This window comes from Paenibacillus sp. LjRoot153, assembly GCF_964253085.1.
Classification (GTDB): Bacteria; Bacillota; Bacilli; order Paenibacillales; family NBRC-103111; genus Paenibacillus_E.
In genome coordinates this window covers 6446389-6469449 of sequence record NZ_CAXUQH020000001.1, presented here as the reverse complement: position 1 = coordinate 6469449, position 23061 = coordinate 6446389, and the positions used below count along the sequence as shown (strand labels likewise).

Sequence of the window (23061 nt, the reverse complement as noted above, 5' to 3'; positions counted from 1 at the left end):
GCTTATTACTGAATCATTGTAAAAGAAAAATGCCGGTCTAGCGCAAAATTGATTGCACCGAGTGCTCCGCCAATTTCAGGCAGTACGGCGGTGTCTACCGCTATTCCGGCTGAGAGGGCCAACATGGACCGCTGCTTCATAACTTTAGTGGCAGTTTGTACATAAGTACTGCACATGCTAGGTATGGATCCTCCAAGAATGATTGCCTCGGGATTCAGCAAATTAACCAGATTAGCCAAAGCAATGCCGAGATAAGTAGCGGCATGATTAACGACGCGTATCGCCAATTCATCGCCCTGATCTGCGGCCAAGCAAACATCCCTTGCCTGGAGAAGTTGGAGGTCTCTTCCTTGTACTACACCGTTAAGCAAACTTTCCTCTTGTCCGGAGCGAAGCTGTCTGCGGGCTTCCTGTTCGATTGCTGAAGCCGTAGAATAGAGGTGCAAACAACCGTTATTCCCACACGGACATACGGGACCGTCAGGTTCAACCGTAATATGCCCGAGCTCACCAGCTCCGCCGAACGAACCGGACATCAACTGCCGATCATGAAAAATTCCGGCAGCTATGCCGGAGCCTACTCCGACATAAATCATATGCTTGTAGTCGCTTCCTGAACCGAATCGGCATTCGGCAAGCCCGCGGGCGCGATGCCTGTTTATGGCCACGGTGGGCCAACCAAGCTTTTTGCTTACCATGTCCTCAATGTCCACGTTAGACCAGCCCAAATCGGATGCGCTCCTAATAATACCTCGTCTCGTATCGACAAGACCGGGTACCCCCAGACCGAACAATTTGATGACTTCTATGTCCAATTCCTTAACAAACTTTGAGGTTTGATCAGTCAACTCCTGGATCGCTGTCTCGGGTTGGGAAGAGCTGACGGGTATTTTCGTCATATGCAGGACATTGCCAAGTAAGTCAAACACGCCTAGCGTCCATACTTGATTATCCAAATCGGCACCCATAATGCCATGGGATCCTGGGACAAGCTCTAGAGAAATAGCAGGACGCCCCCCCGTAGATGGGGCTTTTTCCGTTTCTTTGACAAGATTCCAATCCATGAGCTCAGAAATCGTTGAAGAGATGGTAGCCCTGCTCAACTCCGTAACTTTGGTCAATTTAATCCGAGGCATGGATCCGTGCATGCGCAAGGCTTGAATGATACTGGTTTTGCTGCCCTTTTGATCACTTTTGTTAGGAATTATCATGAACTTCACCGTCGCTATATCATTATGTCATTAAATCGATTATACCTGAACCTATAGTTATAATGGTAATGTACTCACTTTAATAAAAAATAGAACAAAGTTCAAGGAGTAATTAAGTTTAATAGGCGTATTTCGCTATTATTTACATTTTATTTTAATACTTAATTTGAATATTGACGTAAGTGTCGTTTTTGGATTATGATATCCTCATAATAATGAAAGCGCTATTAAGGAGGGGGAAGGATGAAAGCGATGATCGTTTTAGGCGGTAATATGTATGATGATTCTACAATCGAGCACTTTTTGAAAGATGCGGCTGCGATTGGTTATGAGGGTGTTGAGATTCGTGGGGTTGGTGAGTTGAAAGACGGTCATATTCCGCAAGAACGGGCGGAGCAAATTAAAGATTTGCTTGAAGGCTATCGTCTAACTCCTATCAATCTGTCACTGTTTGTAGGGAATTTCGCTTGTAATACAGAGGAGGAAAATAATGCTGAGGCTCTGAAATGGGAGCGCTATCTCAATTTTTCATCTACGATCGGATGCGGCATGATGAGATTGAATCCAGGATTCCAACATTCCGATGAGGTTTCCAAGGATGATTTTGCGAAAGCTGTGAAGTGGTTTCAACACTGCGCTGATGCTGCAAGCAAACGCAATATCCGGGCGGTTATTGAGATGCACCATGGAACACTATGTGATACTGTGGATTCGTCAATCGCTTTTGTTGAAGCGGTAGGGCGCAGTAATGTAGGGCTGATCATGGATCCGGTCAACTTGTATCAGGTACCGACTGATTATGGGATAGAAACCATTAAACGCTTAAAACCATATCTCTTCAATGTTCATATCAAAGACATCGTGGCATTGAAAGGAAACGAGTATCCTTGGGCTTTCGAATACAGTGATTATGTGCCGCATATCGGCCGATACCACCGGGTCATACCTAAACAGGGCAAACAGGAAGAACAATATTTTTGTCACCGGCTCATTAATCAGGGCGGCATCGATTGGTACGAAGTGTTCCGGGGGTTGGAGCAAATCGGGTACAGCGGCTACCTCACTGTTGAAAGTGTTAGCAAGCCTGGCTCCGATCTTCCCGTGCATACCGTGTTGGCGCAGCAATGTTACAAGGATGTGCAGCAATTGCTAAGTATCACAAAATCTAATGTCAACGTATAAAAAGTTCGACGAGGGAGTGTAGCGCTGCTGTGGAAAATTCAGAAAAGCCATTTTCTTTTTCACTCTTTGTCAAGCATTGGAAAGATAAACCAGCTCCAGAGCTGGCCCGTTTTGTAAGCGATATCGGCTTTGACGGCATCGAGCTTCCCGTGCGTGCCGGGTTTCAGGTTGAGCCTGAAACCGCCCAGAAATCGCTTCCGGCATTCGCTAAGCAGCTCGGTGAACAAGGGGTCAAAATTTACAGCGTTGCCGCTTCTACCGATGAAGCGGTTTTCGCCGCATGTGCGGAGGCTGGAGTACCGCTCATCCGGATCATGGTCAACATAGATCAGGACGGCTATAAGGCGACGGAAGAACGAGCCAAGAGGATGTTGGAAAAGCTTGTTCCGCTTTGCGAGAAGTACGGCGTGAAGGTCGGCGTCCAGCAACATTATGGAAACTTTATCATCGATTCCAATGGCATTATGCGGTTGATGGATAACCTCAGCCCGGGCCATGTCGGTGTAGTTTGGGATGCGGCACACGACGCATTCGCGGGACAGCAGCCCGAATATGGATTGGACATTGTTTGGTCCCACCTTGCTATGGTGAATTTGAAGAACGGTTTTATTATTCGAAGCAACGGACCCGAAGCCGAAACAGCCGAATGGAAGCGTCATTTTACGACCGGACGGCACGGTATGGCCCACTGGCCACGGATTGCTAACTATGTGAAAGAACGAAATTATGCTGGTATTGTTTGTTTGACTGCGGAGTACACGGATCTGGCCAATAAAGACCGCTACATCGCCGAAGATCTTGCTTACGCGAAGACGCTTTTTAAGTAAAAAGGAGGTGCAGTACCATGGCAGCTCAGAGTGAATTGTATGTGGGCAGTCTCGCAAAAACCGCACCGCAAAGCAGATGGAAGCATGTGATGCACGGACTTAGACGAGACAAATTTCTATATTTGTTGATTGCTCCCGGTGTGTTGTTTTTTCTGATATTCAAATATGTTCCTATGTGGGGAGTCGTCATCGCTTTCCAAGATTACTCGCCATACCTAGGTGTAACGGGAAGTCAGTGGGTTGGCTTTGAGCACTTTATCCGTTTTTTTTCAAACCAAGACTTCTATCTTCTATTTCGAAATACGATGGCTATCAGCTTGCTGAGCCTGGTGTTCTTTTTCCCGCTGCCGATCTTACTTTCCCTTTTATTGAACGAACTGCGCAATGCCATCTACAAAAAATGGATCCAATCGATCGTATATATGCCGCACTTTCTTTCGTGGGTTATTATCGCAGGGATTACCTTCTTGTTATTGTCGCAGTCGTCGGGCATTGTTAATAAAATGCTAGTCAGTTTAGGGGTAGCCAAATATGACTTTTTAACGAATGAGAATAATTTCTGGGTACTGCTTACCGTACAAAACGTCTGGAAAGAAGCTGGATGGGGAACGATCATTTTCTTAGCTGCTATTGCGGGCGTGGATCCTCAGCAGTATGAAGCGGCTAAAATGGATGGAGCCAACCGCATTCGGCAAGCCTGGCACGTAACGCTGCCTGCGATCCGCAGTGTCATTGTCGTTTTGTTCATTTTGAAGCTCGGCCATATTATGGACGTAGGTTTCGAACAAGTATTTTTGATGATGAACGGTGCAGTGTCTAATGTCGCGGATGTATTTGAAACTTACGTTTTTCGTCTGGGTATTCAGCAGGGACAATTCAGTTTCAGTACCGCCGTCGGTTTGTTCAAATCGGTGGTTGGATTGATTCTGGTTATTGCAGCCAATAAGTTGGCAAAACGTTTTGGCGAAGAAGGCGTTTATTAATCACCGCTAACTATCAGAAACGGGGTGAGAATAATGAAACGAAGCATAGGCGACCGCATTTTTGATACAGCGAATATCATTGTGCTTGGCATTATAGCGATCATTACGCTTTTTCCGCTTTATTATGTATTTGTCGTTTCTTTTACGGATCCAGCAGAGTACATCCAGAAGCAAGGATACATCTTATTTCCAGAAAAATGGACATTAGATTCTTACAAATATTTGTTGTCTACGTCGGCTTTTCAAAGCGCAACGATGATCAGTGGTTTTCTAGCTACTGTTGGAACCGCACTAAGCCTGGTGATAACGGCTGCACTCGCATATGGGTTATCCCGTAAGCGCTTGCAGGGTAGAAGACTAATCATGCTATTGATTCTTATCACACTTTTGTTCAGTCCGGGATTGATCCCGCCTTACTTGTTGGTTCGCGATTTGGGATTGATTAACAGCATTTGGTCATTGATTTTGCCAGTGCTGACCAGCGGGTGGTACGTCATCCTGATGAAAAGCTTCTTCGACAGCATTCCGGTTGAGTTGGAGGAATCCGCTATCATCGACGGATCAACCGATATCGGCGTTTTCTTCCGGATTGTCCTTCCATTGTCGCTTCCCGCACTTGCCGCATTCGGATTATTTTACGCAGTGGCTTACTGGAACACATTCTTTAGTGCTGTATTATACATCAATGATCATGCGAAATGGCCGCTTCAGCTCGTGCTGCGCAATATGTTGATTGACTCATCTACTCAAGCGGGGGGATCGGCAGCAGCAGAGATGATGGCAGAACAAAGTATCCCTACCGAAACTTTAAAAATGGCTGCAGTCGTTATAGCGACGCTTCCAATCCTGTGTGTTTATCCGTTCCTACAAAACCATTTTGCCAAAGGCGTCATGCTGGGTTCGGTGAAAGGATAATCTTTTTAAAATGAATGAGGAGGGTTAGTATGAAAGTAATAGGAAGAGTTATTACATTTAAAGCGGCGCCAGCATCTCTAGCATTCATCATGGTAACATCGGTCCTGTCGGCTTGTTCCAGCAGTTCAGCGCCAGTTTCAACTACAGGTACAGCCGCTACGGCTGACAGCGGTAAACCAACGGAAATCAGCATTTTCACAGAGTTTAGCACTCCGGAACCTCCAGCAGCTGATAATCCAGTTACGAAGGAATTCGAGAAGCGCACGAATACCAAGCTGAATATTACTTGGGCATCTCCAAACGCATGGGAAGAGAAGCAAAACGTTATGTTGGCTTCGGGCGATATGCCTGATTTGATGAAGATCAAGGACATGAAACAAACGCAGGCGATCACCATGATTAAGCAAGGCGCGTTTTGGGATTTGACGCCTTATCTGAAGGATTATAAAAATTTGTCGGCTTATCCGAAAGAAATTATGGACAGTGTCAAAGTGAATGGCAAACAATATATCCTGCCGTCGGTACGTCCGCTCCATGGAAGCAGCTTCTTCAATATTCGCCAAGATTGGCTGGATAACGTAGGGTTGAAGATGCCGCATACCATGGATGAGTTCTATACAGCATTAAAAGCATTCGTTGATAAAGATCCCGACAAGAACGGCAAGGCTGACACGTATGGTTATAACGGCAAAAACTGGGAAAAAGTGATCGATATTTTCAACAAAAGTAACGGCAAATGGAAAGACGCGGGCGGCAAGCTGGTTGACACCGATCTGGAACAGGGAACAAGAGACGGACTTATTTATCTAAATAAGATGTACAAGGATAAAATAATGCCGGAAGATTTCATTGCTATGAAAACAACCGACTTTGAGAACATGGCGAAAGCGGGCAAAGTCGGTGTCCAAATGGATACCACGGAAGGTGTTTTCCGTTCTACGGAAGGTGCACAAAAGCTGGATCCGAAAGCCGATTTTGTGGCGATGACTTATCTTGAAAGCACGGCCGGTAAAATGGTTCATACGGGTTCCGGATTTGCCGGGTTATACGTGATCCCGAAAAAAGTCCCTGAAGCCAAAATGAAGAAAATCCTGGCTTTGATGGATTACGGCGCATCCGAGGAAGGCTTTGAATTGGCCTGCTACGGCCTCAAGGATATCCACTTTAAGGTGGTTGATGGCTTCAAAACAGCTACAGAGCAAGCTGTCAAAGACAGTGTTTCGCAAAGCTCGTTTGGTAAAATTTTCGAAAGATTCGATCCGTACCTTTGGGCCTACCGCGTAGGTATGCCGAAAGCAACCTTCGAGCGCAACAAGAAAATCGTTGACGATCGTTCAAATTACGGCGTTCCAGATGTATCGATCGGCCTTTTGTCCGACGTCGATTTGAAAATGGGACCGGACTATAAGAAGAAGATGGACGATATGAAAGTTAAAGTGATCATGGGTAAAGAGCCGATCGAATCATGGGATGCTATGGTTAAAACGTTCAAGGCAGACGCCAATTACATGAAGATGATCGATGAGTTCAACAAGGCCTATCAGGACAGAAAAAGCGGTAAATAAATAGAGAAAAGGAGTCGAGAGTCCATGCTGCAAAAATTGCGATTGGCCGTTGTCGGATTGGGACGCGTATCGAAGTCCCATCTTCCGGCAGTACGGGAGCTTGCTGAACAAATTGAATTGGTTGCCCTTATATCTCGCGATGAGGGTAAATTGCGGTCGGAAGCCGAAAAGTGGGAAGGGGTGAAAACCTATACTTCCTATGATGACGCGGTCGATGATCCGGATATCGACGCTTTCCTGCTGCTTCTGCCGCATGATATTCACGCGGAATATTCGATTAAAGCGCTTCGTGCCGGCAAGCATGTGCTGGTCGAAAAGCCTATGGCGATGAATGTGCAGGAAGCAGAGGAGATGGCAGAGGCTGCGGAAGCAAATAACGTCACCTTAATGATCGGGCAAAGCCGTCGTTTTTATAAACCGGTAATGGAATCGATCCGTCAGGTGAGAGAGAAAGCTATCGGCGATTTGATCAATATCAACGCGCTGCTTCTGGCGCATATGGATAAGCCGGCAGCGGATTGGTGGAAGGACGAATCGAAAATCGGCGGATTTATTATTCCGCTTTGGGGCAGCCATATTCTAGACTATATGCTGTGGGCTTACGGCAGAGCCCCCCTGTCAGTTTACGCGCAAGGACATTCCAATAACCCGAATTGGACGGGGGAGGATGAAGTCGCCATTTCCATGAATTTTGGCGAAGGCCGGATGGCGAATGTGTTAATGTCGTTCAATGCAGGCTGCCGCCCGACGGATGAAGAGGGTCTTACAGGAAAGCGTATATGGTCCACGCAGAATAGCATTTACGACCGATATTTAATTGGCTCGAACGGCTTGCTGCACTTGAAAGATGAATACGAGCTTAGTTTGAATGGAGAGAAGCTGGAAACCTGTGAAACCACTTTCGCTAATTTCACATGGCAGCTAGAGGAATTTGTGGGCGCTATACGAGAAGGACGTCAGCCTCTGGCTTCAGGCCGAGAAATCATCCAGGTGATGAAAGTCATTGATGGTTGCTTCGAGTCGATGCGTACCGGTCAAGTTGTACAGCTTTAATCCTTGAGGGGAAAACGAAGGAGGACTTTTGCAATGAAGTTAAAAGCCTTGGTGCTTTCACCGCAATCTCGTTTGGACGAAGTATGTTCGGAGGCGTGCCGTGCGAGAATAAATGAACATTTCGAACCAGTGTGGAATGAGACAGGACGCGACTATTCACAAGAAGAGCTATCAGCGCTGGTTGCGGATGCGGAAGTGATTATTACCAGTTGGGGATCCCCCAGCCTGACCGACGAAATGCTAGAGAAGGCCGTCAAGCTTCGCGCCATTGGCCATGCGGCCGGAACCGTGAAGAACCTTGTTCCGAAGCAGATTTTCTCTCGAGGAGTCAAAGTATTCTCTGCAGCTCCGAGGATCGCACAAAGCGTAGGGGAATATTGCTTGGCGGCACTTCTTACATCACTGCGGTATTTGCCTGCCTTCGATTCTACGATGCGGGAAGGGAAATGGAAGATTGCCGGGTTGAAGGGTAGGGAGCTTACCGGCAGCACGGTCGGCATCATTTCAGCTAGCTCTACGGCTCGCGCTTTTATCAAGTTGCTTGCACCGTTTCAAGTCAATGTTCTCATTTACGATCCCTATTTGACGGAAGCAGCAGCAGCCCGGTTGAATGCTAAGAGGGCTACACTAGAGGAAGTAATGGGCTGCCCTATCATTTCGGTGCATGCACCAAAGCTTCCCGCTACCGAAAGAATGCTAACCCGTGAATTGTTGGCACTTATTCCGGATGGTGCGGTCTTCATTAACTCTTCCAGAGGCCCTGTGGTAGATGAGCAGGCCTTTATGGAAGGACTTCAAAGCGGACGATTCTTTGCCGCACTTGATGTGTTCGAGAAGGAGCCTCTCGCTGTGGATCATCCTATCCGGTCGCTGCCGAATGTCCTTCTATCTCCCCATATTGCCGGAGCTTCTGTACAAGGCCATCTTGCGCTGATGGAGGAAGTGGTCAAAGACATCATCAGAAGCCTGCGGGAAGAAAAAACGACGTATGAAGTAAACGAGAAAATGTGGGAAGTTATGGCCTAACAGGTCGCAGAGTCCTTTTATATCGGAAGGAGAAATACTTAGATGGTTAGAAAAATGTCCGTTCCTCCTATGGAATTGGTAGACTATGATGGTCCCGGTACGCAGATGTGCGCGGTTATGGACGCTATCGGAGAGATTAGTGTCAGACGGGCTTTGATTCCGGAACCTAAGGAAGGCGAAGTACGTGTCAAGGTCAAGTGGGTTGGTATTTGTGGAAGTGACGTTGAGGTGTTCCGTGGTGCGCGCGAGCCTGAGTTTATTTCGTACCCTACCAGGCTGGGACATGAAGTGGCAGGGGTTATTGATAAGGTCGGCACTAATGTGATTGGCGTCAAGGAAGGCGACCATGTTGCTTTGCGGTATGTTTGGGGCGCGTTTGCCGAATATGTATGCTGCACGCCTTTTTCCCTTAAGGTTTTGCCCAAAGACCTGCCGTTAATCGAGGGTTCACTGATTGAAGTGCTTCCGGGCATCATCCATGCAGCAGAGCTCGGGGACATTTCCCCTAATAAGAACGTACTGATCACTGGGCAAGGCGTCAGTGGTTTAGTGATGACCCAAGTCATCAATATGTTTAGCCCGAGAAATTTGGTCGTAACGGATTTGTTTGACGAAAAACTGGCGTTAGCACGCAAATATGGCGCCACCCATACGTATAAAATCCCTCATGAACATGCGGATACCATGGATATCGTTGGAGCAGACTTCCCGGATGGGTTTGACGTGGTCATTCCTTGTCTTCTGGAAGGAGCAGGGATGGTAGACGCTATTAACGCAGCAGCGCAGAACGGACGTATTGTCATGTACGGCTGCATCGGCACCTGTCATAAACCGGTTGATTTCTTCAAGGTTCACAAAAAAAGGTTGGATATCCTTTCAACGGAACCTAAGAGGGACATCGACAATCGACGCTACTTCGATGAAGGGCTGCGGTTGGTTCTTGACGGATTAGTTAACACCGAGGAAATGATTACTCACGTCGTTCCCCTCGCGGAAGTCGCCAGGGCATTCCAATTGAGGAATGAACATAAGGGAGATACCATTCACGTCATGATTGATTGCGAGGTCAAATAGCATATTATGGAATAAACTCCCATATTGCCGCAGGAGCTGCCTTTCTGGCCGCTTGCTCAGTAATTTTCCCACCTTGCGTAATTGCCTGTGCAGTAGCACAAGCCGCATGTGTGGCCCTTTGCTAGTTTAATAATGGCTAAACCACCATTTTGTTGGTGGTTTTTTTGTTATGAATAAAGAGTAGTCAAGGGACATCATAAAAAATCACAACCCAGTGGAAGTTATCCCATGTAACAGATCAGGCAATCCATGTACCATCAGGACATACGGCGTGTAGAAGGAGGAAGAGGAATGAATAGTCAGATGAACCAGGGGAAGGAAGATTTTGAGGCGAAGATTATGCAGCTGCCCGTTGTGGATACGCATACTCACCTTGTGGGGGATCGACTCTGTGCAGGTGACTTCTGGGAGATTGCCCACTATTTCTGGTTGTTTCGTGAACTGCAGGCTGCTGGTTACCCAGCGAATGCCATGGAGCTTCCTGAGGACGAACGGATCGCTGCCTTCTTGGAAGCTTACCATGGGTCGAGAAATACGATGATGAATGTGGCGATGACGCACATTTTCCGAGATTTGTACGGCATTGTCATCCGTGACGCCGCCTCGGTAAGGGAAGCTGATGCCGCCGTTAAACAGAGTGCTGGGCGTGCAACGTGGGCCCAAGAGGTAGCAGACCGATTGAACGTTAGTAGATTCGTTGTGAATATACCTGAGCACGCAGATTTCCAAGGCATGCGTGAGAATGCCATTCTGATCCCGCGAATTGATGGTAAATTGGGCGGGTGGGTCAAAGAAATTGAGATGTCACATAACCCGGCTGAAGCATTTGCACAAGTGCGTGAGAAACTGGCTCAGCTTATGGATACCTATAAGGAAGCGGGTTACGCGGGCATTATGACCACATTGCCGAGCTATGAAGCCAGAGCGAACCGCAGGGTTGTGGTCGGGCAAGGCAGCACCAAGGATGAGATTTTAATGATGCTTCTGCACGAATTAGGAGCCGCTGCTGAGCAAAGGGGTCTTCTCATACAGTTGTTTCTCGGCGTGGAACGTTCTTGGTGTGGAACAGCCACGCCAGTCAATGACCCGGGTCGCATCCTAAAGCTTTCAGCCTTGTTTGAAACATATGCCTGTACCTTCGAGCTCGTGGTGGCCTCGGAGCTCAACAATTTAGATATTGTGCAAGCCGCATGGAACTTCCCGAACGTTCATGTTGGTGGACATTGGTGGTTTAACTTCCGTGCGAGTACCTATCGCGATAGTATGCAGTACCGGTTAGAGGCGCTGCCGGCGATCAAAAGCTCACTCATTGTTTCTGACGCCAGATGTATGGAGTGGAGTTACGGCAAGATCGTGCTTGTCAAAAAGCTAGTGAGCGATTTCCTGTGGGGGCAAATCGAGGCAGGTTGGATTGATTACGATACAGCCATCTATGTTGCGGAGAATTGGTTGTACCAAAGTGCAGCGAAGCGGTACGGGGCTGCTCAATCGTAAAAAAACACAAAGCGCTATAAGTTTCACCATCGCCACTTTGGAACAACCCTAGTAAGATGAAGAAGTCAAAACGATGCAGCAGGCAAGAGGGGGAGGACAACATGGCCAGCAAAATACAGCCATCCGATCAAACCATGTATAATTTCACATCGCAGAGTCAGAAATGGGCTTTTATGCGAAAACATTGGCCAATTTATGTGATCTCATTACCGGGAATTATTTATTTCTTACTTTTTAAATATATCCCATTATTCGGTTCGGTCATCGCGTTTCAAAACTACAACATTTTCAAAGGAATTAAAGGAAGTAACTGGGTAGGTTTAGAGCATTTCCAACGAATGTTTGCCTATACCGATTTTCTGCAGATTTTAAAAAATACGATCATCATCGGCATTTACGATATCTGTTTCGCTTTTCCAGTACCAATCCTGTTGGCGCTTCTCATTAATGAAGTTCGCATCATGGCTTACAAACGGATTGTACAAACCGTGGTTTATATGCCTCACTTCCTGTCATGGGTCATCGTCGGTGGCGTTGTTGTTGGGGTATTGTCGCCTTCTACGGGAATCGTCAATCATTTACTCTCCTTGTTTGGTGTTGAGCCGATATATTTCTTAGGGGAAAGCAGCTATATTCGGACCATTCTCATTAGTTCAGGGATTTGGAAGGATAGCGGATGGGGGACGATCATCTATTTGGCAGCGATTGCAGGCATTAATCCTGATCTGTACGAAGCTGCACAAATTGATGGAGCCAGTCGCATTCGACAAGTATTTTCTATCACGATTCCTAGTATCCTGCCAACCATCGTCATTTTGTTTCTGCTTCAAATTGGTAATTTTCTCGATTTCGGTTTCGAACGCGTCTTCGTATTTCTTAACCCGCTTAATAATGAGAATGGGGAGATTATTGATACGTTTGTGTACCGGGCAGGGCTTGTTGATCGACAATACAGCTACACGACTGCGATTGGGTTATTCAAGTCGGTAGTGGGTCTTATCCTGATTATGATCAGTAATACATTTAGTAAAAAAATGACTGGAGAAGGCTTGTACTGATTCGGAAGGAGACCGGAGGTGAATTGCTATGATTATGACAAGAGGTCATAAAATTTTTAATGTATTCAACATTCTATTGTTAGGGGCACTCGGATTGAGTATGGTGCTGCCCTTGATTCACATTATTGCTCAGTCCTTAAGTAATAACACGGCGATTAATGCAGGTGATGTATCGTTCTGGCCAGTAGGCTTCACATTGGGAAGCTATAAGCTTATTTTAAAGGATCCGACGATATGGATTGGGTTTCGGAATAGTGTCATCATTACCGTATTTGGTACGTTCATTAATTTGTTTATGACAACAACACTTGCTTATTCCTTGTCCAGACCCGAGTATTTGTACCGTAAATCGGTTCTGCTATTGGTGCTGTTTACGTTAATTTTCAGCGCACCATTAATTCCCAACTATTTGTTAATCAAGCAATTAGGGTTGCTGAATACCCTCTGGGCTTTAATGCTGCCAATGGCGATAAGCGCTTTTAATTTATTCGTTATGCGTTCATTTTTCCTTAACCTGCCATCGGAGCTGCTCGATTCGGCGCGAATTGACGGCTGCGGAGAATTCCGGATCCTTTGGAATATTGTATTGCCTTTATCTAAACCTGCGATGGCTACGATGGGCATTATGTATGCCGTGGGTCACTGGAACCGTTATGCTGAGGCCGTCTTTTATATCGACCATCGTCAATGGATTCCGCTGCAAGTGCGGCTGAGGGAAATTGTATTTACCGATCAGCTGGGGCAATCGGACGTATCATCGGAATTAATGCAATTTATATCACCGGAAGGGATCAAGATGGCGGTCATTGTCGTAGCTACGATTCCAATCCTATGTGTATATCCGTTTCTGCAAAAACACTTTATCCAAGGTATGATGGTTGGATCGGTGAAATCTTAAAAACCTACATCTGAACGCTGGCGCTCATTTCGGAATGGCCTCGTTCAGATTTTCTTTTAAAATCACAAAAAACGACAGCACATCATAAATTTACCAATCTTCAAATTTTTGTATCCTGTGTATGCTGTGAATGGTAAGTCATTCATAACATTTAGGAAAGAAGGGGTTCTTTTGAAAAAAGTTGCAAATGTCGCACTCATCGCTGTATTGTCTGTCGGTACACTAGCGGGTTGTTCAACAGGAACTGATCCACAGCAAGCAACGTCCACCACAGCCACACCAGCAGTAAAAAAGCCAGCGACCAAGTTCTCTATCTCTTATCCGACCACGACGAATACTGGATACCATACTCGAGTTGACATTAATAATGACAAATGGGTGAAGAAACTAGAGGAGCTGACCAACACAGACCTGACGCTTAAAGTAACGGAAGTAAGCAAGATGGGCGTCATGTTCGCGAGCAACGATATTCCCGATGTAGTTGGAAGCTTGGGTACAGCGACAGATAAAGCGATGTCAGGCTCCATAGAAGCGGGCGTTTTCATGCCACTCGATGATCTGCTGAAGCAGAATGCACCGTATTTAATGAAGAATGTCCCCAAGGAAGCCTGGGATTCGGTATCCTATAATGGGAAGATTTACGGGATTCCGAACTGGCTAAACAATCCTTCCAGACGTGCAACTTTTATTCGTACGGATTTGCTGGAGAAAGCCGGTCTGCAAGCGCCTAAAACAGTCGATGAATTTCTGAACGTACTCAGAAAGTTTAAAGATATGGGTGTCAAATATCCTTACGGCGGCCGTGAAACCTTGAAATATGCCGATACGATTCTTGGCGCCTTCGATGTGCTCCCTTATAAAGAACAATTCGAATTGGTGAACGGTCAAGTGGTACCGAAATTTTTTGATGTGGAGAATATGACCAAAGCCCTAACCGTATATAAAACCATGTTTGATGAAGGCTTGATGGCGAAGGAGTTCGCGACAACATCGTCAACGGATTGGTTGAAAAATATACGTTCAGGTGAGGTTGGTATCTGGTCCTCCAACTTGGTTAGCTTGAATGACTTCCGGACAAACATTCCAAACGCGGTGAAGGACGCAAAGATCGATGTCATCTCTTCTCCGAAGGGCCCTGATGGCATGAGCGGTTACCTGATGTATTTGCCAGTAACAAGCGCGCATTATATTAATAAAAACGTGAAACCTGAAACAGCTGTTGATATCGTCAAGTATTTTGATTGGATGTCGTCAGAAGAAGCCTATAAATTCTTCACTTTCGGTATTGAAGGAGATACATATACGGTTGTAGACGGTAAAATTAAGTATAAGGAACCGACTAACAAAGAGGAGCAAGAAGAGCAGGATCACCGTGGTACGCTGCACTCTGCTCATGAAAGTACCGTGAACCGTCTGAAAATGCAAACGGATCCTAATGGACCGTACATTCTGAATGCATTTGACAATATTCTGGCTAAAGAAGGTTTATCAGGAATCGGCTTTGCGCCTGATTTGGAGGCCAATGCCAAATATCCGGATGCCGCTTCACCAGGTTCGGATGCTGCTCCGAAAATTATTATGGATCATATGATTAAAATGATTTATGGCAAGGAACCGATTTCGGATTGGCCAAAAGTTATTGAAGAGTATAAAACCAAAGGCGGCAACGAGATCATTAAGGAAGCGACCGACCGCTACAACAGTAAAAAGGGAGTTCTATTCCTAGGTAAGAAATAGTAATCAATAAGAAACTGCCCCGGATGCGGAGGTACTGAAAAACGACAAGTTCTTCAGTGTCTTCTTGTGTGTGGGTGGTTTTTATTTTTTGATATTTCATGCTAAATTTGAGGCGCGAGAACGTCAAATCCTAATCGTATAAAATGACAAGTCAGCTTAAATTTATACATACTGGTAATAATGAATATTCGTTATGATACATACAGAATTATGAAATCGCTTGCACTCTGTAGGGAAAGAAGGGGAGTTTCATGAAAAAAACAATTAGTCTTAGTCTGGCTGTCGTTCTGGCGGCTTCCGCTTTAACGGCATGTTCATCTGATGGGAAAGTAGATGGAAATGCTTCTCCGCAGCCATCAGGGAATGTGAAGAAAGCACCAGTCAAGTTTTCGATGCTGTATCCAACGACGGTCAGCACGGGATACCATACCCTCGTTCCAGATTTGAACAAGGATAAGTGGATACTGAAGCTTGAGGAGCTGACCAATACGGATTTGGACGTCAAGGTTGTGGAGGATGCCAAATTCGGAGTTATGTTCGCAAGTAATGATATTCCCGATGTTGTTGGAAGTATCGGAGGTCCTGGGAGTAAGTCAATGTCCGGCTCTGTAGAGAACGGTGTTTTCATGCCGTTGGATGATCTTCTGAAGCAAAATGGGCCTAATTTGTTAAAAGTGGTACCCAAATCGGCGTGGGATAGTGTTTCGTATGAAGGGAAGATTTATGGCGTTCCCGAATTTTTGAGCAATCCATCCCGCCGTTCGACGTATATTCGTACAGATTTGCTGGAAAAGGCAGGGCTGCAAGCACCTAAAACAGTTGACGAGTTTCTGAATGTGCTGCGAGCTTTTAAGAAGATGGGTGTAGAGAGTCCGTATCAAATGAGAGAAAACTTCAAGTATGCGGACATTATTCTAGGAGCTTTCGATGTATTGCCGTATAAGGATCAATTTGAGTTAGTAAATGGTCAAGTCGTACCGAAATTTTTTGATGTAGAAAATGTTCAAAAGGCACTTACCACGTATAAAACGATGTATGATGAAGGTTTGATTGTTAAGGAATTCGCAACCATCAGTTCTACCGATTTCACGAAAAGTATTGAATCAGGCAAAGCGGGCATCTGGTCGCAAAATGCTTCGGGATTACCTGGTTACCGTACGAAGATCCAACAAGCTGCTGCAGGGTCAAAAGTTGATATCATTCCATCACCTAAAGGACCTGAAGGAAAAGGCGGATATTTCTATTATTCACCTGTCATTCGTTCCTTCTTTGTTAATAAAAATGTGAAACCAGATACGGCTGCAGGTATTATTAAAATGTTTGATTGGATGGTTTCGCCAGAAGCTGAGACATTCTTCACCTTTGGGATCGAAGGGGATACCTATACGAAGGATAGCAGCGGGAAAATCACATATAAATTCCCGACGACAAAGGAACAGACGGATGAAGAGGGGTTCCGTAGCGGAACGATGTGGGCTGTGCATGACTCCACCTATAATAAACCTAGATTGCTGCTGAACGAAGATGGAAAAGCAACGCTGAAAGCATTCGATGACGTTCTCGCTAAAGAAGGTTTGCCTGGTATCGGATTTTATCCGGATTTGAGCAGCTTTGCTAAATTCCCGGATCTTGCAGCTCCGCAGCCTGACGTAGGCCCGAAAATCGTCATTGATCACATGATCAAAATGATTTATGGCAAAGAACCAATCACGGATTGGCCGAAGGTGATCGAAGAGTATAAAGCCAAAGGCGGCAACGAAATTATTAAAGAAGCGACTGATCGTTGGAACAAGAAGCAAGGCGCGATTATGATTGACATAAAGAAATAAACAGTCTTTCCAAAGAGGCATCCCACATGCAGAAGAATCTGCGGAGGGATGCCTTTCATCTGCCGAAATCGTAAAAAAACACATGTGGTCTTAATTTAGTCCGTTCTGCTTGGATGAATATTCCCCTATAATGAAATCCATTGAAGCCTTTGGGAGGTCGAACATATGAAAGCGATATTGGTTGGTTTAGGTTCAGCTGGGTTCAGCTGGTATAAACGTCTGAGAGATCAAGGATTATTAGCAGCTGTTGTTGAAGTTGATATAACGATGAAAGAGAAGATGCAGGATGATCCGTTCCCCTTTTACACCTCATTGGAAGATGCTCTGCAGAACGAACAGGCTGATTTTCTAGTAAACGTGACTTCGCCTATGATGCACACCGTGGTGAACCATGCGGCGTTTGACCATAAGTTAGCCGTATTGTGCGAGAAACCGATTTCCTTTGATTATGAGGAATCCATTGATGTCGTCGCTCGAGCGGCTAGGGAAAAGATCCCCTTTATGATCGCAGAGAATTACCGCAGGATGCCTTATATTCGTAAAATGAAACAGCTTTTGGACGAAGGTGTCATCGGCAGTATTTCGTCAATGGATATTCAGTTCTACAGATATCACCATGTAGAGCGGAGATATACCGTTAGTATTCTGGATGACATCGGGGTACATCACTTAGATATGATCCGCTATTTTACTGGAAGAGAAGGGAAGTTGGTTCAATCGAAGCTGTACAATCCAATTGGCGCTTGGCAAGAGGAAGGAGCGCTTATTAATGCCTATGCTTTCATTGAAATGGAGGGCGGCATCACAGCGGCCTACAACGCATCTATCTCTGCAAGAGGGACGGAAACGCCTTGGAGCGGCAATTGGCGAATTGAAGGAACGGAAGGTGCAATAGAAGTCATCGATAAAGAAATTCGCCTCATTCGTGACGGCAAAGTCGTGGTCGTTGATGATAGAAGCGGTATAGATGAAACAGATACATTGGCTGAATTTCTGGCATCACTCCGTGAGGGACGCGAAGCGGAAACGAGCGGAAGGGATTATTTAAAAACCCAAGCACTTGTTCATTACACGAAGCTGGCTAATAAGTCCGGCAGAACGATGTCCATTGAGGTTCCAACAATATAAATGAATGGGGAAATTAAAATGCAGACAACGAATTGGCAACAGTCGGCACCAGGCGTGTGGCGCCTTACGATAGGAGATCCGCAGGGGATGACGCCACTCTCTTTGATGGGCGTTTCACCGAAATCAGAGGCACTAGAACAGCTGCCACAAGTGAATCCTCCCTTTTCAAGGGAAAGCATTGAAATCGAGGATCTAGGTGATTATCGCATTCTATCTATACCGCTTAATCGTACGGAAAAACTGTATGGGACAGGCCTTCAATTATTAAGAATGAATCAACGCGGAAGAAATCGTTATTTGCGGGTGAATAGCGATCCCAAACAGGATACAGGAGAGACGCATGCGCCAGTGCCTTTCTACATAAGCGATCTCGGGTATGGCGTGTTGGTGGATACTTCGCGAATCGTTACCATGTATCTCGGTTCAACCGTGAGACAAGAAGAAACGGTAAGCGAGGATATACGTGATCGAAACAACGATAAGGGATGGAAAGCGACTTTAGTCGCATCGCGTGTAGAGATTAAGATACCTAGTGAAGGTGCAGATATTTACTTGTTTAGCGGACCAACCCTCTCGGATGTAGTTGCTAGATATAATTTATTTTGCGGTGGAGGAACTTTGCCTCCGAAGTGGGGACTTGGCTTCTGGCACCGTGTTCCAACGCTATATACGGATGGGCAAGTGCTCGAAGAAGCAGAGCAGTTCCGTCAGCACGATATGCCCTGTGATGTGATCGGACTCGAACCTGGTTGGCATAGTCAGAGTTACCCGGTCAGTTATGAATGGGAAAACAGCCGTTTCCCTGAACCTGAACAATTCGTAAAAGCACTGGATCGTAAAGGCTTTCGTGTGAACCTCTGGGAGCATCCTTTTGTATCCCCGAAGAGTGAATTATATGAGGAATTGAAGCCGCTATCGGGGAGTCACTCGGTATGGGGAGGGCTTGCTCCTGATTATTCGCTGCCTGAAGCAGTGGCGCTTTATAAGAAGCAGCATGAAGAGCAGCATGTCAATATCGGGGTAGCTGGTTACAAGCTGGATGAATGTGATGGCAGTGATTTGACCAACAACTCGTGGATGTTTCCAGGACATGCTCAGTTTCCATCCGGTCTGGACGGTGAGCAGATGAGACAAATGTATGGGTTAATGTTCCAAAAGATGACGACGGAGCTATTCCGCAGCAAAAATCGGAGAACGTATGGGCTTGTCAGGGCTTCGAATGCCGCGGCTTCCTCCATGCCGTATGTCTTGTATTCGGATCTGTATGATCACAAGCAATTTATTCGCGGGATATGCAGCGCCTCTTTCAGCGGGCTGCTGTGGACGCCAGAAGTGCGAAGAGCCAGAAATGCCGAAGACTGGGTTAGACGGATGCAAACGGTTATCTTTTCGCCACTCGCGATGCTTAATGCTTGGGGAGATGGAACGAAACCGTGGTCTTTCCCAGAGGTTGAGGACACTGTTCGCCATTATATCAAGTTGCGGATGAGACTGCTACCTTATTTGTATACGGCTTTCGCAGCTTACCGAGAGATAGGAATTCCTCCTTTCCGTGCCATGCCATTCGTAATGTCCCCAGCAGAAATCGCTGCAGCCGAGGCAAGGGCAAACGAATTGGCTGAACAAACCTTGAACACGACAGATGGCGCATATGGCAAGAAAAAGGTGAGAGAATGGGATGACCAATACATGGTCGGCGATGCCCTGTTAGTAGCCCCTCTTGTCGAAGGCGAATCTGAGCGAGAAGTCCTACTCCCCCCGGGAATCTGGTATGGATTAGAGACTGGGGAACGATACGAAGGTGGATGCATCATTCGGATTCATTGCGGTTTGGAACGCATTCCCGTATTTGTTAGGAACGGAGCTGTCATTCCGATGATGCCTGCGTTATCGTATGTCCCACGCATGGGTACACAAGTCCCGCTTGAGATTGTTCATTTCGGTGATGCAGCAGGTGAAGGGAATTTGTATGACGATGACGGGGAAACTTTTGACTATGAAGCGGGTAAATGCGGCTTGTGGAGAGCATCTGTCACCCAACAAATAGATGGCTCCTATGTGGGGCAGCTTACTGGACCGGCTGATAAGCCGCAAGCCTACAGTGCTGTCACATGGTGCTTCGCACAAACGCGTTTGTAGTTCCTTCCGTTGAAGAACCTATCACGGTGAGTTATCATAATTGGATATTGATTCTGAGACATGGCAAGGAGGACTGGACATGCATGTATTAATTGTCGACGATGAACCTGTCATACGCAGAGGGATCGTAAAGATGGCGGAAATGTACCAACCTGCTTTCTCACGCATTCAGACGGCTGAGAATGGCCTGGATGCGTTAGAACGAATTCGTGCCTGCGAGCCTGATCTTGTGCTGGTAGACGTTCGTATGCCGAAAATGGACGGATTAGAGCTCTGCAGAATCATTCATGAGGAATTCCCGCAAATCAAAACGGTCGTAATATCCGGATACAGTGATTTTGAATATGCGCAAAAAAGTGTGAATTATGGTGTTCGTCATTATATGTTGAAACCAGTCACGACAGCAGATGTACATGACATGCTGAATCAGTTAATTAAAGAGTCTTCACGCGGCTACATGCCGCCCTCCCGTTACATTGAGTGGATCGATCAAATGGAGCAGCAAATATGGGCTTTGCAAATGGAGGAGCTTGGCAGCTTAATCGATCGTTGGCGAGACTATTGTCTCTCAGTGAATGTATCGCTGGCTGGACTTAAAGAACTATTGGATGATTGCCATGCCCTGTTAGTCAAGCGCTTCCAAGCCCGCAACTACTCACCGTCTATCACGCAAGCCTATAGGAAGGCAGATAGTGTGAAGGAAGCCTTAGACATGTTTAATAGAGGTTTGATTCAAATGGCCAAGGGACTGCAAGCTGTTCGAACCGGAAGCTTCAAAGATCCGATGGAAGAGGCCAAAAGTTATATTGACAGCAGATTATCGGAAGACATTTCGTTAGATCAAGTTGCTGCCATGGTCGGATTGACACCGACGTACTTCAGCTCGCTTTTTAAAAAAGTCACGCATGAGACCTTTGTTCAGTATCGGATTAACAAAAGAATGATGAAGGCGAAGGAAATGTTGGCCATTCCTTATGTTCGAATCGTGGATGTAGCTGCAGATGTCGGGTACGACGATTACCCGCATTTTACGAAAACCTTTAAAAAAATTGTAGGCGTATCGCCTTCTGAATATCGTGCAGGACTTGGTATCAAATGAAAATTAGAGGGTTAACGAAGAAGATATTTGTTTATTTTTTGATCGTTATCATTCTTTCACTTAGCAGTGTTGGTATTTTCTCCTACATGACTTCTTCCGGTGAATTAACGGAAATGGTTGAGAATCAAATGAACCAGATCGTCGGAAATGCGGTTCATCATACCGATCTGTATTTGAAAGATTATGAACGCTCCATTGTATCGCTTTTGACGAACAGACAGGTCATGGAGTTTATTGACTTGAAGGCCGATCGAGAGGAATATGACTATTATATTGCTCGGAAAACGATTCTCGAACTAAGTGTCGATCCGTTATTTATTCGTAATCCGAAGTTGGCTTCTGTCTATTTGCTCAGTGATAAGCTGAATGCGGTTTATTACTATAATGGTGTGAACGAGCAATCTTTCAATTTGGAGGATAAGCGGAAGCAGCGCGAATATTTTCTTGCCAATACAGCGGCTGATGGCAAATTAAGTATTTTGAACCATACAATCATTGAAGGTCAAAATAATCAAATGCTTACGTTAGTTCGCCGTTTTCGAGGATTCACCTCACCTGAATTGAGTGGCATCCTCGCCATCGAGATGCGATCAGCTGATCTGTCCGCCCTATGGAAAGGGATTGATTTAGGCAAATATGGGTACCTATTTATCATTGATAATAAAGGCCGATACATCTATCATCCAGATGGGGAGAAAGTAGGGTCCGATGTCCCAAATGAGTTTGTAGAGAAGATGGAAAAGGCAGGCACTTCTTCCTTCATCGACAGCAGTGAGGGGGATGAACGGATGTATGTGAGTCGGAGGTCCGATTATTCGGATTGGCAGCTTGTCGTATCTATGCCGCTGCATGAACTGCGTAAACCATTGACTAACATTCGCTCGACAACCTTAATTGTCGGTTTATTTACATTGGTGCTGGCGATTTTACTTGCATACCGATTCGGCAAGTCGATTACGAAGCCGATTCAAGTGTTGAAAAATGGGATGAGAGAGACGGAGAAAGGGAATTGGGCGACGATTCCGTTACCCCCTCACAAGGATGAGATCGTTGAGCTCATGGTGCGCTACAATTTGATGGTTAATCGGCTATCCGAAGCCGTTGACCGCGTAGTGCAGGTTGAAATCAGCAACTCTGAGATTCGGATGGAGCGTCAGCAAGCGGAGTTTCAATCTCTGCAGCTGCAGATCAATCCTCATTTTATGTACAACACACTCGAGACGATTGTTTGCTATGCCACGATCCAAGAATCAGAGGAGATATCGGAAATTGTGAAGGCTTTGGCCTACATGCTGCGATACTCGGTTCAAACCAATCTTGAGGAAATAACGGTAGCGAACGAATTGAAGCATGTTTTGTATTATATTGTTGTTCTGAAGCATAGAATTGGACGCGAATTCGAGATTGATGTTGCAATAAAGCCGGAGTACCTGCTTCATGTCATGGTTCGTTTGACCCTCCAGCCTTTAGTCGAAAATGTGTTCCAGCATGCCTTTCCAGATGGGTTGGAAGATTATCACTTCGTTCGCATTGACGGAGGCATTGTTGACGGGATTTTCTGGATCAGTGTTGAGGATAATGGTTCAGGGATGACGGAGGCAAAATTAGCACAGCTCCAAGAGAAATTGAGCGCCAACCGGCTGGCTGATGCGGAAACGGATGAAGCGGGCAAAAAGGGCGGCATTGGCGTGCTGAACGTCCATCGCCGTATTCAAATGGTCTATGGGGAGAGCTACGGCTTAAGGATTGAAAGTGTGGCTGAGCAGGGTACCAAAATGATCATGGTGATGCCAGCATCGTCTAAACAGGGTGATAAACCAAATGTTGGATAGGGGGCGTATTC

The 23061-nt window shown here is 45.9% G+C and carries 18 protein-coding genes; 17 read left to right on the top strand and 1 reads right to left on the bottom strand.

The genetic code is table 11. The features are described 5' to 3' along the window. Window positions 1-5: 5 nt before the first annotated feature. Window positions 6-1211 (bottom strand): ROK family protein, encoded by a 1206-nt coding sequence (locus ACSQ8P_RS27860; protein WP_436238170.1) that lies wholly within the window; start codon window positions 1209-1211, stop codon window positions 6-8. Window positions 1212-1454: 243 nt separating this feature from the next. Between ACSQ8P_RS27860 and ACSQ8P_RS27855 the strand changes: the two genes are divergently transcribed. The 17 genes from ACSQ8P_RS27855 (at window position 1455) to ACSQ8P_RS27775 (ending at window position 23050) form a co-directional block, all read left to right on the top strand. Further along, the gene (locus tag ACSQ8P_RS27855) at window positions 1455-2393 is read left to right on the top strand and encodes a sugar phosphate isomerase/epimerase family protein (protein WP_436238169.1); all 939 of its coding nucleotides are present in this window, start codon (window positions 1455-1457) and stop codon (window positions 2391-2393) included. 29 nt (window positions 2394-2422) lie between these two features. Continuing rightward, complete coding sequence (locus ACSQ8P_RS27850; RefSeq protein ID WP_436238168.1) at window positions 2423-3220, top strand: sugar phosphate isomerase/epimerase family protein; 798 nt, start codon at window positions 2423-2425, stop codon at window positions 3218-3220. Window positions 3221-3309: 89 nt separating this feature from the next. Continuing rightward, complete coding sequence (locus ACSQ8P_RS27845; RefSeq protein ID WP_436239619.1) at window positions 3310-4203, top strand: ABC transporter permease; 894 nt, start codon at window positions 3310-3312, stop codon at window positions 4201-4203. A gap of 33 nt (window positions 4204-4236) precedes the next feature. Next, window positions 4237-5118 (top strand): carbohydrate ABC transporter permease, encoded by an 882-nt coding sequence (locus ACSQ8P_RS27840; RefSeq protein ID WP_436238167.1) that lies wholly within the window; start codon window positions 4237-4239, stop codon window positions 5116-5118. Window positions 5119-5147: 29 nt separating this feature from the next. Continuing rightward, window positions 5148-6683 (top strand): extracellular solute-binding protein, encoded by a 1536-nt coding sequence (locus ACSQ8P_RS27835; RefSeq protein WP_436238166.1) that lies wholly within the window; start codon window positions 5148-5150, stop codon window positions 6681-6683. Window positions 6684-6707: 24 nt separating this feature from the next. Continuing rightward, window positions 6708-7736 carry a Gfo/Idh/MocA family protein gene (locus ACSQ8P_RS27830; protein ID WP_436238165.1) on the top strand — a complete coding sequence of 343 codons (1029 nt, stop codon included), beginning with the start codon at window positions 6708-6710 and terminating at the stop codon, window positions 7734-7736. A gap of 33 nt (window positions 7737-7769) precedes the next feature. Then, complete coding sequence (locus tag ACSQ8P_RS27825; protein ID WP_436238164.1) at window positions 7770-8762, top strand: hydroxyacid dehydrogenase; 993 nt, start codon at window positions 7770-7772, stop codon at window positions 8760-8762. A gap of 42 nt (window positions 8763-8804) precedes the next feature. After that, a complete protein-coding gene (locus tag ACSQ8P_RS27820) occupies window positions 8805-9836 on the top strand; it encodes a zinc-dependent alcohol dehydrogenase (RefSeq protein ID WP_436238163.1) in 1032 nt (343 codons plus the stop codon). Window positions 9837-10127: 291 nt separating this feature from the next. Then, complete coding sequence (locus ACSQ8P_RS27815) at window positions 10128-11330, top strand: glucuronate isomerase (protein ID WP_436238162.1); 1203 nt, start codon at window positions 10128-10130, stop codon at window positions 11328-11330. A 101-nt stretch (window positions 11331-11431) separates the two neighbouring features. Continuing rightward, the gene (locus ACSQ8P_RS27810) at window positions 11432-12388 is read left to right on the top strand and encodes an ABC transporter permease (RefSeq protein WP_436238161.1); all 957 of its coding nucleotides are present in this window, start codon (window positions 11432-11434) and stop codon (window positions 12386-12388) included. A 28-nt stretch (window positions 12389-12416) separates the two neighbouring features. Next, window positions 12417-13286 (top strand): carbohydrate ABC transporter permease, encoded by an 870-nt coding sequence (locus tag ACSQ8P_RS27805; RefSeq protein ID WP_436238160.1) that lies wholly within the window; start codon window positions 12417-12419, stop codon window positions 13284-13286. A gap of 171 nt (window positions 13287-13457) precedes the next feature. Next, entirely contained in the window at window positions 13458-15023 is a 1566-nt protein-coding gene (locus ACSQ8P_RS27800; protein ID WP_436238159.1) for an extracellular solute-binding protein, read from the top strand. 251 nt (window positions 15024-15274) lie between these two features. Then, window positions 15275-16852, top strand: a complete 1578-nt coding sequence (locus tag ACSQ8P_RS27795) for an extracellular solute-binding protein (RefSeq protein ID WP_436238158.1) — start codon at window positions 15275-15277, stop codon at window positions 16850-16852. A 165-nt stretch (window positions 16853-17017) separates the two neighbouring features. Beyond that, window positions 17018-17980, top strand: coding sequence for a Gfo/Idh/MocA family protein (locus tag ACSQ8P_RS27790; protein ID WP_436238157.1), 963 nt, complete (start codon window positions 17018-17020; stop codon window positions 17978-17980). A gap of 18 nt (window positions 17981-17998) precedes the next feature. Then, window positions 17999-20119 carry a TIM-barrel domain-containing protein gene (locus tag ACSQ8P_RS27785; protein WP_436238156.1) on the top strand — a complete coding sequence of 707 codons (2121 nt, stop codon included), beginning with the start codon at window positions 17999-18001 and terminating at the stop codon, window positions 20117-20119. 79 nt (window positions 20120-20198) lie between these two features. After that, window positions 20199-21218, top strand: a complete 1020-nt coding sequence (locus ACSQ8P_RS27780) for a response regulator transcription factor (RefSeq protein WP_436238155.1) — start codon at window positions 20199-20201, stop codon at window positions 21216-21218. Then, window positions 21215-23050 carry a cache domain-containing sensor histidine kinase gene (locus tag ACSQ8P_RS27775; protein ID WP_436238154.1) on the top strand — a complete coding sequence of 612 codons (1836 nt, stop codon included), beginning with the start codon at window positions 21215-21217 and terminating at the stop codon, window positions 23048-23050. Before ACSQ8P_RS27780 ends, ACSQ8P_RS27775 begins: the two co-directional genes overlap by 4 nt. Window positions 23051-23061: the final 11 nt, after the last annotated feature.

What these genes read in the sequence shown, in the direction of transcription:
- ACSQ8P_RS27860 (WP_436238170.1), bottom strand. Translation starts at nt 1,211, where the DNA reads ATGATAATTCCTAACAAAAGTGATCAAAAGGGCAGCAAAACCAGTATC.
- ACSQ8P_RS27855 (WP_436238169.1), top strand. Translation starts at nt 1,455, where the DNA reads ATGAAAGCGATGATCGTTTTAGGCGGTAATATGTATGATGATTCTACA.
- ACSQ8P_RS27845 (WP_436239619.1), top strand. Translation starts at nt 3,310, where the DNA reads ATGCACGGACTTAGACGAGACAAATTTCTATATTTGTTGATTGCTCCC.
- ACSQ8P_RS27840 (WP_436238167.1), top strand. Translation starts at nt 4,237, where the DNA reads ATGAAACGAAGCATAGGCGACCGCATTTTTGATACAGCGAATATCATT.
- ACSQ8P_RS27835 (WP_436238166.1), top strand. Translation starts at nt 5,148, where the DNA reads ATGAAAGTAATAGGAAGAGTTATTACATTTAAAGCGGCGCCAGCATCT.
- ACSQ8P_RS27830 (WP_436238165.1), top strand. Translation starts at nt 6,708, where the DNA reads ATGCTGCAAAAATTGCGATTGGCCGTTGTCGGATTGGGACGCGTATCG.
- ACSQ8P_RS27825 (WP_436238164.1), top strand. Translation starts at nt 7,770, where the DNA reads ATGAAGTTAAAAGCCTTGGTGCTTTCACCGCAATCTCGTTTGGACGAA.
- ACSQ8P_RS27820 (WP_436238163.1), top strand. Translation starts at nt 8,805, where the DNA reads ATGGTTAGAAAAATGTCCGTTCCTCCTATGGAATTGGTAGACTATGAT.
- ACSQ8P_RS27815 (WP_436238162.1), top strand. Translation starts at nt 10,128, where the DNA reads ATGAATAGTCAGATGAACCAGGGGAAGGAAGATTTTGAGGCGAAGATT.
- ACSQ8P_RS27810 (WP_436238161.1), top strand. Translation starts at nt 11,432, where the DNA reads ATGGCCAGCAAAATACAGCCATCCGATCAAACCATGTATAATTTCACA.
- ACSQ8P_RS27805 (WP_436238160.1), top strand. Translation starts at nt 12,417, where the DNA reads ATGATTATGACAAGAGGTCATAAAATTTTTAATGTATTCAACATTCTA.
- ACSQ8P_RS27795 (WP_436238158.1), top strand. Translation starts at nt 15,275, where the DNA reads ATGAAAAAAACAATTAGTCTTAGTCTGGCTGTCGTTCTGGCGGCTTCC.
- ACSQ8P_RS27790 (WP_436238157.1), top strand. Translation starts at nt 17,018, where the DNA reads ATGAAAGCGATATTGGTTGGTTTAGGTTCAGCTGGGTTCAGCTGGTAT.
- ACSQ8P_RS27785 (WP_436238156.1), top strand. Translation starts at nt 17,999, where the DNA reads ATGCAGACAACGAATTGGCAACAGTCGGCACCAGGCGTGTGGCGCCTT.
- ACSQ8P_RS27780 (WP_436238155.1), top strand. Translation starts at nt 20,199, where the DNA reads ATGCATGTATTAATTGTCGACGATGAACCTGTCATACGCAGAGGGATC.
- ACSQ8P_RS27775 (WP_436238154.1), top strand. Translation starts at nt 21,215, where the DNA reads ATGAAAATTAGAGGGTTAACGAAGAAGATATTTGTTTATTTTTTGATC.